Origin of the sequence: Saccharibacillus sp. CPCC 101409 (assembly GCF_030518235.1) — a bacterium.
Taxonomy (GTDB): domain Bacteria; phylum Bacillota; class Bacilli; order Paenibacillales; family Paenibacillaceae; genus Saccharibacillus.
Genome location: NZ_JAULSA010000007.1, coordinates 99,363 through 112,392 on the forward strand (window position 1 = coordinate 99,363; position 13,030 = coordinate 112,392).

Consider the following 13,030-nt stretch of genomic DNA (forward strand, 5'->3'; position numbering starts at 1 on the left):
TGAGATTGGCTTATATGCCAGTCTCATTTTTAATGATTGTAAAAACTATTTTTACAATCTTTGAATCGGATGTTAAAATGAAAGTATAAAGTGTGTGCGGAGGTGTATTTCTATGATTAACTACTTTGAATATCAAGATAGCATTGCGAAGAATTTACTAGATTTTATCCGCTTAAACGGTTATTCCAAACTTTCGTTTTCAAAGCTTACCGGCATTTCGCGCCCGACCATCGATCGGATCTTGAGAGCGGAAAGTCCGAATCCGACAGTTTACAACGATCAAATCGACAGAATCAATACAGCTTTCAATCTGAACGAAAAATACTTTTTAACCGCGCAGACAAGCGCATTCTATTCATCCGCTCCCGCTTATGCCTTTTCGGACCACGGAACGCAAGTTGAGCGAAGCTGGCAGGCAGGCGAATTGCTGGACGGTCTGGATAATATGTTGGATATCTTTTCTATGCATATGAAATAAGGAGAGGTTGAGTTGTATGCGGATTACCGGCGAGAACTTGGATGAGACTATCGAAGCGAATGAACGTATTTCCAAAACGGTTGCTTCTCATATCGCTTACATCGAGCAGAGAATCATCAAGTGGACGTCTCTTTCAGTTGAACAGCAGGCGCTGGAAATTTTGAAAGAGTATCATCTGATCGAAGTTCCTATCCCCGACGAGAATCTGGGCGGCGCGATCCGACAGTTTGGTGACGGCAAAGCGGTTCCCATCATCAATACCGCCCAACCCCGAGTCTATCAATATTTTATTTACTGGCATGAAGTTTTCCATCTGACCGAATACGCGGAGATGAACGAGCCTAAAAAAAGCAATTATGAGATTTCTACGGAATTCGATCTGAATGAGCGAAAAGCAGATTATTTTGCAAGCCAAATGCTTTTCAGAAACTCGGATTTGTACGATTATTATCTTTCTTTGAAGCATAGTGATTTTTTTGTGAAGATCGCTCACTGCATCAAATCTTTCAAAGCTCCTTACAAAGCCATACTCATAGAGCTGTATCAGCTTGCGAGGCGTAATCGAAACCACCTTTTGCAAATTGAGGTAAAAAGCTTCTTCGACCAAAGGTTAACAATAAATGAATGGTCGGCATTATTTCAGGAACATGCGTTGGATGATACGCTGATTAAGCCTTCTCTAGTGGTCAATCTCTCTTCAATCAAAAATGCAATCATGAAATCGATTGACAAGCATCCGGATGTGGACATGTACAAAGACAATTTGGAGGTGATCCTGCATTGGGAGAATAAATATAAAGCAGTACGAGCACAAATGAAGGAGCGGTATGATGAGCGGTTATGACGAGATTGAATCCATATTGAGAAAACGGAGCCAGGCTAATGTGCTGATTCTGGACACAAACAATATTCAGTTTTATTTTCAACATCGCGACAAGCTGACCGCCGAATTCATTTTTGCTCCATACGACCTGATCCTGATTCCGGAATGGGTTCAAAACGAATACGAACATCACAGCGGGAAAAGAGAATACGTCAATGATATTCCCAACCGGACGATTGTCGTACGCGAAAACGAGGATTATTTGCCTATGCTGGAATATCGGGATCGAACTTTATTCGAACTGCTGCGGGTGGCCTCTCCTTTTCAGGAATCACAGCGGTTTTTCAATCGGTATAGAAAGTTTGAATCCGACGAACTTCCCGATGACTGGATTGAGCGCTTTTATGAAGAAGGGTTCTTTACGAGAAATACGGAGACCTCCACGACTAAAAAGAATGCCGGCGAAGTTTCAATTATTTCTTTATGTTTTTGCTTGCCCACTATTCGCTTGAGATTGGAAATATCTCGATAGCTACAAGCGACTTCGGTATGATCGACTTGAAAAATAGAATTCTTAAAAACCTCAAAGTTATACCGCTTTCCATTAGCGATTTTTCTTCCGTTTCATTCCTGACTACTGACGTTACGCTATACGAATCGGTAAAAAGGGGGCTGCTCAATGTCGACGATCTTGTCGCGCTGCGCCCCAATCCGAAATCCTCCCAATATGTTTCATTGCATCCTGATCGAACAACCGGTTTCCATGAGCATGTTGTAGGTACGGCGCTGTTTATCCACTTATGTGAAAGTCATGAGCATTATCGGATTATTTTCTGAGAAAACATAAAAAAAGAAGCCGTAAATAAATACGGGCTTCTTTTGGATTGGCGTGATATAAGTGCGGATCCGTTATTGCTTTTACTTCTTCAGCGTCTCGTAAGCTTCCGCAATCTTCGCGTTCTCGCCGCTGTCTTCGGTAAAGCCGGTCGCTTCGGCAATCGCGCTTTCCAGGCCTTTTTCCTTGATGGAAGCCTGGAGTTCGACGGACTGCTTGTCTTCCGGGTTGTCGTAGTGCAGGGCGGCGGCGATGCCGGTCAGCAGGTTGTCGATCGGAAGGTCCAGTCCCAGCGCCATGCGCGCCGGACCGCTCAGGCGGTCGTTCGGCCCCAGCTTGCGCAGCGGTTCGCGGCCGACGCGGCTGACATCGTCGTTGAGATACGGGTTGCGGAAACGCTTCTCGATCTTGTCGATGTATTTGGCGTGTTCGCCGGCGTCGAAGCCGTGCTCCTTGACCAGCGCCGCGCCGCTTTCTTCCATTGCGCCGCGAACGACCGCGTGCACGGACTCGTCTTCGATCGCTTTGTCGACGGTCGGCAGGCCTTTGAGATAGCCCAGGTAAGCCGTGATCGCATGGCCCGTGTTCAGGGTGTAGAGTTTGCGCTGTACGTAGGCGATCAGCGTATCGGTCAGCTTCATGCCTTCGATATTCGGCACGCCGCCTTTGAACGCCGGCTCTTCGACGATCCATTCGAAGAACGATTCCACGCCCACGTCGAGCAGGGTATCGCCTTTGAACGGAGGCACGATGCGGTCGACGGAGCAGTTCGGGAAGCCCACATGCTCGTCCGCATAAGCTTTCGCTTCGTCGGAGAGGTGCGTGTACACCTGTTCTTTGAGGTGCGAACTTGCGCCGACCATGTTCTCGCAGGCGATGATGTTCAGCGGGCCGGCTCCGGCTTTGACGCGCTCTTCGAGCCCGGCCGCGATATTGACGGCGATAAATTTAAGTACGTTCGGGCCTACGGCCGTGGTGATAATCTCGGCTTGGGCGATATGCCGCGACAGCTCCGGGCTGTTCGAGAGAACGCCGGATACGCCGGTAACCGGAATCTCGCGCTTGTCCAGGTCGAGGATATGGATGGTATAGCCGTGCTTCTCGTTCAGTTCGTTGATCATGGCTTCGTTAACGTCGGCGAAGACCAGCTCGTAGCCCGCTTCGACGAGCAGCGCTCCGATAAATCCTCTGCCGATATTGCCCGCTCCGAATTGAATCGCTTTTTTAGACATAATCAAATACCTCCATCATAAGTACGATCGTATTTCGCCCGTCGCTCGGGTTGTTTCCCTTCGGGAAGCCAAAGGTCGCTCCGATCGAAATACGACCGCCTATTGGGGGAAGGATTGTCCTTCCCGTCAAACACAGAAAGTCCACAAAAAAATATCAACCCGTTTCGCCGGTTGGGAAACGGGAAGACGGGAAATACGGATTTGAATCGCATTGTATTTCTTCCCGACAGGCAAGAAAAGAAAGGTTGTTCGCACAGCGGTTCCAAACGCCGCAGCCGGAAAGAGAGGGGTTCTCTTTCCGGCTTGTTGGCGGGGGTCGAGCTTATTCGGGTTGTACGCTCAGCGTGTTGTAGATATCGTCGACATCGTTGGTCTTGGCCAGGCGCTGCACCGTCGATTCGTCCTCGATCGCTTCGGCGATCTTCGTCAGAATCTTCAGGTGTTCGCCGCGCGCGCCGGCAATGCCGACAACCAGGTAAGCCGTACCGGCTTCGAATTCGACGCCGTTCGGATACTGGAGCACGATGATGCCGGAGTTCTCGATCTCGTTCTTCGCCGTGCCGACGCCGTGAGGGATCGCCACGCCGTTGCCGATGTAAGTCGAAGCCACGCCTTCGCGTTCGATCATGGCGTCCACGTAACCCGGTCTAACGTAGCCGGATGCGGAAAGCAGTCTGCCCGCTTCGCGGATCGCTTCTTCTTTGCTGACGCTCGGCAGGCCGAGGCGGATGTTTTCTTTACGCAGGATATCCGAGTGAACGACGCTGCTTCCGGCGCCCGGAGCGGCTTTGTCCAGCGCGTTGTCGATATCCCACTGCGCGTCCGGCGTAGTCGCCGTCGTGTTGCGTTCTGCCGGCGATCCGCCGGCCTGGGAAGCTTTCAACTCTTCGATCAGGTCTTCGTAAACCGGATTGTTGATAAAGTTGTCGATCGAAACGTGATGCGCGTTCGGAGCTTTCGCTCTGGCGCGGTCGGTCAGCGTTTGCTGGGTGACGACGATATCCGCGTCCGACGGAATATTATCGATCGCAGTATTGGTTACGTTGATCGGCAGGCCCGCCGCTTTGACTTTTTTGCGGAAAGACGAAGCGCCCATTGCGCTCGAACCCATGCCCGCGTCGCAGGCGAAGACGATTTTTTCTACTTTGCCGTTTACGCGCACGGTTGTGCCCGCTGTCGAGGAAGCGGCAACGCCGGCATTGCTGCCTTTCATAGCCTGCGAAGCTTCGCGCGCTTTAGCCAGATCTTCGTCGTCCGCTTTGTAGTTGCGCAGGAAGAACGCGGAGACCAGGAACGATACGATAGCGGCTACGGCTACGCCGGCCAGAACGACAAGGTGTCCGCCTTTAGGCGCTACGGCCATGATTGCCAGGATACTGCCCGGGGAAGCGGCCGATACCAGACCCGCGTTCAGCAGGTTGAGCGTGAATACGCCGGACATTCCGCCCAGGATAACGGCCAGGATCAGAACCGGTCTCATCAGCACGTAAGGGAAGTAGATTTCATGGATACCGCCCAGGAACTGGATGATAATCGCGCCCGGAGCGGAGCTTTTGATCGAGCCTTTGGCGAATACCCAGTACGCCAGCAGGACGCCCAGACCCGGACCCGGGTTGGCTTCGAGCAGGAAGAAGATCGACTTGCCGGTAGACAGCGCCTGATCGGTGCCCAGCGGAGTGAAGATCCCGTGGTTGATCGCGTTGTTCAGGAACAGAATCTTGCCGGGCTCGACGAAGATCGAAACGAGCGGCAGCAGGCCCCAGTTTACGATCGTTTGCACGCCGGATTCCAGCAGGTGCGTAAATCCGCTGATAACCGGACCTACTCCGTAGAAACCGCCGATTGCCAGCGCCGCGCCGATGATACCGGCCGAGAAGTTGTTGATCAGCATTTCGAAACCGGCCGGAATCTTGCCTTCGACGGCACGGTCGAACTGTTTGATGACCCAGCCGGCGAGAGGCCCCATAATCATGGCGCCCAGGAACATCGGGGTTCCGTCCGCGCCGATAATAACACCCATAACGGCGATGGCGCCGAGTACGCCGCCGCGGTGGTCGGCGACCATTTTACCGCCGCTGTATGCGATCAGAAGCGGCAGCAGATAGTTGATCATCGGACCGACGAGTTTGGCCAGATCGGCGTTCGGCCACCAGCCCGTCGGGATAAAGAGGGCGGTGATCAGGCCCCATGCGATAAACGCGCCGATATTCGGCATAACCATTGCGCTCAGGAAACGGCCGAATTTCTGGACGCCCTGTCTTGCGCCGCCGGCTTTGGCTGGCGTGGAAATGCTGCTCATAGTTGTTCAACCTCCAATGTATATTGTTCTATTTTTCTTGCATAAAGCTCTCGCATCATGTCCGCGATCTCGCTTTTGAGCTTGTCCGGTTCGGACAAAGCGAGCCGGGCGGCGAATCCGGGTCTGTCGATCAGCGATTTGCTGATCTCGCCGGCCGCCTGGAGGTAGGACTTGCCGCTGCTCTTGGGAGCGAGCAGCAGCAGGGCCGCTTTGAGCCGAACGGGCTGTTTGTCTTCCGACTCGGCGGCGATTCCTTCCGGGAACCGGAAAATGCCGAGCGTAAGTTTGGCCACCACTTCGGAGCGGCAGTGAAGCAGGATGAGTCCGTCCTGCGACAGGACGGTCTCGCCGAGCCGTTCGCGCTCGTGCAGTTCGCGCTCGAGCACGGCGGCGTCGGCCGTGTTTCCGGTGAAGCGTTTGGCGATCGCGCCGATCAGTTCGTCCACGTCGCGGGAAGGAAGATCGCTGTCGATATCGACATGCTTGACCAGATCCAGAATGCCTTCGAGCGTCTGGCGATGCTCTTCCAGCGTGCCGACGAGATCGGTATGCAGCTCCGTCCGGCGTTTCTTCTTGACGGATTTGCGCTGCGTCTCGTCCGCGAAGCGCCGGATCTGCTCGACGTCCTGGAAGGACAGCAGGGCCGACACTCGCACGACGGGCGTATCGGTCTCGACGTCGACGGTCGAGATAATGAAATCCGCTTCCCTGCTGACGGCCGCTTCCGAAGCGGAAGCGAGGCCGATCAGGTTGAAGACGGGGAATTCCTTGCGGACCCTCGCCAGCAGCAGTCCCGAAGTGCCCATCCCGCTTGCGCAGGCGATCAGCACTTTGGGCGAAGGGCGTTCGGCTCTCGCGTACTCGCTCATCGCGCCGAGATGCATCGCGATATAACCGACTTCCGAATCGGGAACGCTTCGGTCGACGTAAGCGGCGAGAATCTCCGAGCACTTGGCCGCGATGCCGAATACGTCTTCGTACTGTTCGCGAATCTGCCGCAGCAGCGGATTGCGGATATCCAGTCCGAGCCTCAGCCGTTCGACGGCCGGGCCCAGGTGATGGACGAATCCGGCAAAAAGTTTGCTGCTGCCCTTCAGTTCGTAGCCGAACTCCGCTTCGGCGGCTTTGAGCATGTTGCGGGCCAGGCGGACCAGTTCGAAGCTGACATGGTCGTAATAATTGTCCGCTTCGCCGTCCAACCGGGTCTCGGCGCCTTTGAGGTGCATCGTGATGTAGCCGATCTCGTCTTCCGGAATGTCGATGCCCAGCATTTCTTCGAGCCTGCCGGCAAGCCGGCGGGCTTTGTCGAATTCGCCGAGCGTCTTCAGATCTGCAAGCACGCGCGAGTCGATCACGATTCGCTGTCCGGAGCGGATTCGCTGAAGGGCGAGCGCCAGATGGACAGCGAGTCCGACGTAGGCGCTGTCGGTCAGCTTCAGGTCGAGGCTGCTTTCCAGCTCTTCGACCAGCAGCTGCAGCCGTTCGGCGGCTCCTTCGTCGATCAGATTGAGCAGCCGGCTTCGGATGTGGCTCCTCACTCTGGCCGGGTCGGAAGCGGCGGCGCTCGGCGGACTGCTCAGCAGCCCGGCCAGCTGGTCTTCGGCGATACTTTCGTAAACCAGCTGGATCAGCGCCGAACGGATACGGCTTTCGCTGCCTTCGACGTAAACGCCGTATCCCGGCTTGCGGACCAGCCGCAGGCCGAACGGCTCCAGCCATTCTTCCGCCCGGTCGAGATCGGTGCTCAGCGTGCTTTCGGTAACTTTGAACTGCGAGGCGAAACGGTACGACTTGACGGGCTCGTCCGCGAGCAGCAGCTCGCTGATCAGAAAGTAATGCCGTTCGTCACGGCTGTACTCCCTGATGGTACTTACCGCGCTCATTTCTTCTATAAGAGAATCGAGTTGTTCCGGCGCGGCTTCGAGTTTGACTCCGGCCCCGGGTTTGCGGATCAACCGGGCTCCTCTTGCCGAGAGCCAGTGTTCCACACCGGGAAGTTCGCGTTTGACCGTTCTTTCACTGACGTCCAGTTCATCCGACAGATCCCTTACCGTAACGAACCGGCCTTTCGAAGCGAGAAGAAGCTTCAGAATCGGCAGCAGTCGCCCGGTAGGTTTGTCCACGCGGATTCCTCCTTTTGCAACCCCACATTTTTGAAAACGATACCATTTCCCCGGAAACGGGGTTTAGACGAAAAGCAGCCGGTGGCACCGCTCACTTGATCTCGTCCTCTTCTCAAATTTTAAGCACCCCGCTTCCGAATAGCAAAGGAAAGATGCCGGACTTTGTCCCGAGTCAACCGGTGACAAAGCCGAAGAACGGCGCATCGTCCCCCCGATACTCTTGTCACTTTCCAAAAGATTTCCATTCAATTATTACTCCAATCAGCGACAAATCAATCATTTTTTCTGCAAAAACAAGCATATTCTTTCATCCCAGAGAAGATGCTGAATCGCTTGATATATGTATCGGCTGTAAAAGGATGGATGTTAACGGTTACATGATAAAAGGAAGCGGGGAAATTAGCAAGGAAAAGACGCGGGAACGCGAAGAAAAAACGTCGGCGGGAGGAATCGGCGGAGAATTGGCGAGTAAGCAGAACGAAATCGGCATGAGAGCGGAAAGAAAGCAGAAAGAGAGCGTGGAACGAGGATGGAAAATGAAAGCGGGTCGGTGCCCAAACAAGCGGGCTGGCCGCTAACGGAAACAGGAAACGTTATTTGCGGTTTTTAGGCTCGTATAAATTTCTAACGGAACGAGGCGCACTTATTTGAGCAAAATAGGCGGTTTATGCCGGGTCGCGGGCCGATTAACGTCGCTGGCTTCCGTCAGGTTGGAAAAGCAGGCTCAAACCCTCGATTAACGTCGCTGATTTCCGTTAGCGAAGAGCGGCGCGTTAGCGAAGGAGAGTGCGTTGGCGAAGAGGAGCGTGTTAGAGAAGAAGAGCGCGTTGGGTTGAACGGAGAAGGCAGCCGCGCCAAAAAGGACGTCCCCGCAAAAGGGACGCCCTGGCCGGCCGGCAAACACGGAACGGGTGACCGGCCTCTATCCCCTCCGTCGGATGTTCGGTTTCGCCCGCCCGGTTTTCCCGCCTGGTTTTACCGTTCAAACCGCCTGCATCGCCGGTCCCGGGAACGGCTTAAGCTTCGCGCTCGCCCGAAACGCTGCCGCCGGCCGGCACTTCGACCTCACGACCGTACAGCGTCAGCGAAGCCGGCGACTCGCTTTCGTTCTCGACGACGGTACTGCCGCCGGTTACGGTGACTTTGAGACGCGCGCCGCGGAAGCCGACTTTGAACGACAGCGACGTCCATTCTTCCGGGCTGAACGGGTTCAGCACGAGGCGTCCGCCGCGCACCCGCAGGCCGCCGAAGCCGTGCACGACGGACATCCACGTGCCGGCCATGCTGGTCGTATGACAGCCGTCTTCGGTGTCGTTGTTGTAGTTGTCCAGATCGAGCCGCGAGGTGCGCAGATACATCTCGTACGCTTTGTCCGTATAGCCCAGTTCGCCCGCCAGGATGGCGTGCACGCACGGCGACAGCGACGATTCGTGCACGGTGATCGGCTCGTAGAAGTCGAAGTTGCGCTTTTTCGTATCGAGATCGTAGCGGTCGCCCAGGAAAAAGAGACCCTGGAGCACGTCCGCCTGCTTGATGTAGCACGAACGCAGGATGCGGTCCCACGACCATTTCTGATTCAGCGGCAGATTGTGGGCGTCGAGCTTGGACACCGGCAGGATTTCTTTGTCGAGAAAACCGTCCTGCTGGAGGAACACGCCCAGTTCGTCGTCCTGCGGCAGATACATATTTTTCGAAATATCCGCCCACTTGCCGAGTTCGGCTTCGCTCAGCGAAATGCGGTTAATGAGCGCCTCGTACGCTTCCGGCTCGTTTTTTCTCAGCTCGGCGGCGACCTGTCCGGTATATTCCAGCGTCCAGGCGGCCATGCGGTTGGTGTACCAGTTGTTGCTCACATTGTTCTCGTACTCGTTCGGGCCGGTGACGCCGAGGATCATATAGCCTTTGCGCTCGGAATGGTTGACCCGCTCTTCCCAGAAACGCGACAGCTCCGCCAGCACTTCGAATCCGTATTCGCCGAGGTAGGACGTGTCGCCGGTGTACTCGACATAGTTGTAAATGGCGTAGGCGATCGCGCCGTTGCGGTGGATCTCTTCGAACGTGATCTCCCATTCGTTGTGGCATTCTTCGCCGTTCATGGTGACCATCGGGTAGAGCGCGCCTTTGGAAAAGCCCAGCTTGGCCGCGTTTTCCTTGGCTTTGCCGAGGTGTTTGTAGCGGTAGATCAGCAGATTGCGCGCGACGCTCGAATCGGCGGTGCTGAGATAGAACGGCAAACAGTACGCTTCCGTGTCCCAGTAGGTGCTGCCGCCGTATTTCTCGCCCGTGAAGCCTTTGGGCCCGATATTGAGCCGGTCGTCTTCGCCCGTGTACGTCTGGTGAAGCTGGAAAATGTTGAAGCGGATCGCCTGCTGCGCTTTGGCGTCGCCTTCGATGGCGATATCGCCGTCGCGCCATTTCTCGGCCCAGGCTTCGCGCTGGGCGGCAAGCAGCGCGTCGAAGCCGCGTTCCTGAGCGTCTTCGGCGAACTCGCGTGCTTTGTCCGCGAGCGTCTCCGGCGCATGGTCGCGCGAAGTGACGTGCGCCGCATATTTATACAGCGTGATCGTCTGATCCGCTTCGGCGCGCAGCGAAAGCGACAGGCCGGCGAACTTGCCGCGCGTATGCGTGTCGGCTTCGACGTGCATCTCGCCTTCGGGCTGATCGGAACCGTCCGCGCTGTCCGCGTCCGCTTGTCCGGCGCCGCCGCTTCGCACATCCGCCGCTTCCAGATCGTAGCGCATATGCGAAGCGACGCGGAAATCGAGCTTTCGGGTCTTCACTTCGACCCGCGCGTAATCCACGCCGGCTTCCTGCGCAATCTCTTCCCAGAATTTCTCCTCGTAGTTGGAGTCCTTGTTGACGACGTCCGCGTCGAGATACGGCGTCAGCTTGAGCTGCGCCGGTCCGTCGAGCGGCGTTACGGCGTAGCGGATCGCGCCGATTTCCTTGAACGGCACGCTGACGAAGCGCAGCGATTCCACGCGCAGCCGGCGCCCGCCCGGCAGCACGGCCGTAAACGAACGGCTCAGCGTGCCTTCGCGCATATCCAGCGTGCGGGTGAAGTTCTGCACCTCGCACTGCGACAGATCCAGCTGCACGCCGTCCACTTCGACGTCGATGCCGATCCAGTTGACGGAGTTCAGCACTTTGGCAAAATACTCGGGATAGCCGTTTTTCCACCAGCCGACCCGCGTTTTGTCCGGATAGTACACGCCCGCCATATAGCTGCCTTGAAGCGACGGACCGCCGTACTGCTCCTCGAAGTTGGCCCGCTGGCCCATATAACCGTTGCCGATGCTGAATACACTTTCCGAAACCTCGTTCAAAGCCGGATCGAAGCCTTCTTCCACGATGCGCCATTCGTTGACTTTCAGATAGGGTTTCATGTGCGGTGATCTCTCCTTGTCGATGAAGATGTGCAAACGTTTGAACGATTTATTAAAAACCTGACCGGAAGCGGGAGCGCCAGGGCTTCCGCTTCCGGCCGGGCGGTACAGCCGAACGGATTAAACGGATAAAGCAAAGCGTACGGAACGAGCCGGGTTAACCGGCTCGCGCTGCGGCGATTGCGGTTCGCCGGCCTTTTCGGTCCGGCGAACCGCATAGCGGCGTCCGCTGCTCGAGCGGGCTTGTTCGGCGCGGCGATACGCGCGGCGATCGCGCCATCAGGCTTTGCCGCCGGGCGCGTACAGCGAAGATTCGCGCACGATCAGCCGGTGCGGGATGATATGCCGCACCGGCGTCCGCTCTTCGGGCGAAGCCTCGATCCAGCGGATCAGCGTCTGCGACGCGGTGTAGCCCAGGTGATAGATGCCGATATCGACGCTGCTGATCGGCGGGCTGGACAGCTCGGCCAGCGCCAGGTTGTTGAAGCTGACGATGCTGAGATCGCCGGGAATCTTGTAGCCCAGCTCGTTCAGGCCGCGGATCACGCCGAACGTGACGAAGTCGTCCACAACCAGCATGCCGCTGGGCCGCTCGGGCAGGTTCATCAGCAGGGACATGGCGCGGTAGCCGCTGTCCTGGAGGAACTCGCCTTCGACGACCCAGTCGCGGCGAAACGGCAGCCCCGCTTCTTCGAGCGCGCGCCGGTAGCCTTCCATCCGGTCGATGGACACGACCATGTTCGGCGGCCCGCCGACGAAGCCGATCCGCTCGTGCCCGAGCGAGATCAGGTGCCGCGCCGCGTCGTACGCCGCCTGGACGTTGTCGGTATCGACCGACAGGATATCCGGATGGCGCTCGCTGCGCCCCACCAGCACGAACGGGAATTTCCGCTCCTGCAGGAATTCCACGACCGGATCGTCTTTGCGCGAATACAGCAGCACCGCGCCGTCGACGCGGCGGCCGTTGACCAGCCGCGCGACCGCTTCGACTTCCTCGCTTTCGTTCGCGCCGGAACTGATGAGCACGTCGTAGCCGGAACGCGCCGCCTGGGCGACGATCCCGCGGATCAGCTCCATGAAAAACAAATTCAAAAACAGTTCTTCCGCCGGCTTCGGCAGAATCACGCAAATACTTTTTGTCGTCTTCGAGACAAGGCTTTTCGCCATCAGGTTCGGATGATAACCCATTTCCTCCATGATCTCCCGCACTTTGCGCGCCGTTGCGGCGCTGATGCGCGGATGATTGGAGAGAACCCGGGACACGGTGGACGGCGAAACGCCCGCTCTTCTGGCGACGTCCTTGATGGTGACGGACAATGGACAGCCTCCTTTTTCGGTGCCGCTTGCCGCGCTTTTCCGGGCGGGAAGGCGCTTTCGGTGTGCCTTCATGTTAATTCAAAGCGCGAACCTTGTAAATGCGCTTTTCCAATTTACAACCCGCGCCGGCGCCGAGTGAAGCAGAAGGACATTTCCCGGAAGATTTGCAAAAGGTTGAAAATCTTTCCTGAGCGGTCGCGAAAAAGTCAGCATGGACGAGAAAAAGGAAGCAGGGAAAAGAAACAAAGCAAGAAAGCGGACAAAACGAGGAAATACAAGTTGTGCAAACGTTTTAACAATGACAAACAATCGGCTATGATGTGGAAGGAATAAAAGCGCTTTCTTCAAATTTTTACAAGGGGTCGAAGGCGTGGACACAGGTTGGAAGCAGTCGCAGAGCAGTTTCAGAGCAGGCGGTAAGCGGAAATACATACGAAATAGGCGCGAGAATTCGAACGACCGCAATACATAGCCGAACCAAGGGGAAGTTCTGCGGTCTTTGGGACAAACGTTTGCACTAACGCGATGTGAATCTGC

The 13,030-nt window shown here is 56.0% G+C and carries 10 protein-coding genes; 5 read left to right on the plus strand and 5 right to left on the minus strand.

Annotated elements, in window-relative coordinates; genetic code table 11:
* Positions 1-112 precede the first annotated feature (112 nt).
* The 4 genes from QWJ34_RS16280 to QWJ34_RS16295 are packed head-to-tail and all read left to right on the plus strand — an operon-like array spanning position 113 to position 2,138.
* Positions 113-478, plus strand: coding sequence for a helix-turn-helix domain-containing protein (locus tag QWJ34_RS16280; protein ID WP_302729411.1), 366 nt, complete (start codon positions 113-115; stop codon positions 476-478).
* A gap of 16 nt (positions 479-494) precedes the next feature.
* On the plus strand, positions 495-1,322 hold the full coding sequence (locus tag QWJ34_RS16285) for a hypothetical protein (protein ID WP_302729412.1): 828 nt from the start codon (positions 495-497) through the stop codon (positions 1,320-1,322).
* Entirely contained in the window at positions 1,309-1,833 is a 525-nt protein-coding gene (locus QWJ34_RS16290; RefSeq protein ID WP_302729414.1) for a hypothetical protein, read from the plus strand. The genes QWJ34_RS16285 and QWJ34_RS16290 overlap by 14 nt, the downstream gene beginning before the upstream one ends.
* A 17-nt stretch (positions 1,834-1,850) precedes the next feature.
* Positions 1,851-2,138 (plus strand): hypothetical protein, encoded by a 288-nt coding sequence (locus QWJ34_RS16295; RefSeq protein WP_302729416.1) that lies wholly within the window; start codon positions 1,851-1,853, stop codon positions 2,136-2,138.
* 81 nt (positions 2,139-2,219) lie between these two features.
* Here QWJ34_RS16295 and QWJ34_RS16300 read toward each other — a convergent pair whose 3' ends face one another.
* The 3 genes from QWJ34_RS16300 to QWJ34_RS16310 form a co-directional block, all read right to left on the minus strand.
* Positions 2,220-3,368 carry a mannitol-1-phosphate 5-dehydrogenase gene (locus tag QWJ34_RS16300; RefSeq protein WP_302729418.1) on the minus strand — a complete coding sequence of 383 codons (1,149 nt, stop codon included), beginning with the start codon at positions 3,366-3,368 and terminating at the stop codon, positions 2,220-2,222.
* Between the two features lie 322 nt (positions 3,369-3,690).
* Positions 3,691-5,667, minus strand: a complete 1,977-nt coding sequence (locus QWJ34_RS16305; protein ID WP_302729419.1) for a PTS mannitol transporter subunit IICBA — start codon at positions 5,665-5,667, stop codon at positions 3,691-3,693.
* Positions 5,664-7,790 (minus strand): BglG family transcription antiterminator, encoded by a 2,127-nt coding sequence (locus QWJ34_RS16310; RefSeq protein ID WP_302729421.1) that lies wholly within the window; start codon positions 7,788-7,790, stop codon positions 5,664-5,666. The genes QWJ34_RS16305 and QWJ34_RS16310 overlap by 4 nt, the downstream gene beginning before the upstream one ends.
* A 14-nt stretch (positions 7,791-7,804) precedes the next feature.
* On the opposite strand from QWJ34_RS16310, the gene QWJ34_RS16315 reads away from it, so the two are divergent.
* Positions 7,805-8,368, plus strand: coding sequence for a hypothetical protein (locus QWJ34_RS16315; RefSeq protein ID WP_302729423.1), 564 nt, complete (start codon positions 7,805-7,807; stop codon positions 8,366-8,368).
* Between the two features lie 438 nt (positions 8,369-8,806).
* On the opposite strand, the gene QWJ34_RS16320 is transcribed toward QWJ34_RS16315, so the two are convergent.
* Both QWJ34_RS16320 and QWJ34_RS16325 read right to left on the minus strand, forming a co-directional pair.
* A complete protein-coding gene (locus tag QWJ34_RS16320) occupies positions 8,807-11,176 on the minus strand; it encodes a glycoside hydrolase family 65 protein (protein WP_302729425.1) in 2,370 nt (789 codons plus the stop codon).
* A gap of 279 nt (positions 11,177-11,455) precedes the next feature.
* Positions 11,456-12,493: a LacI family DNA-binding transcriptional regulator gene (locus tag QWJ34_RS16325; protein WP_302729427.1), complete on the minus strand. Its 1,038-nt coding sequence runs from the start codon at positions 12,491-12,493 to the stop codon at positions 11,456-11,458.
* Positions 12,494-13,030 lie beyond the last annotated feature (537 nt).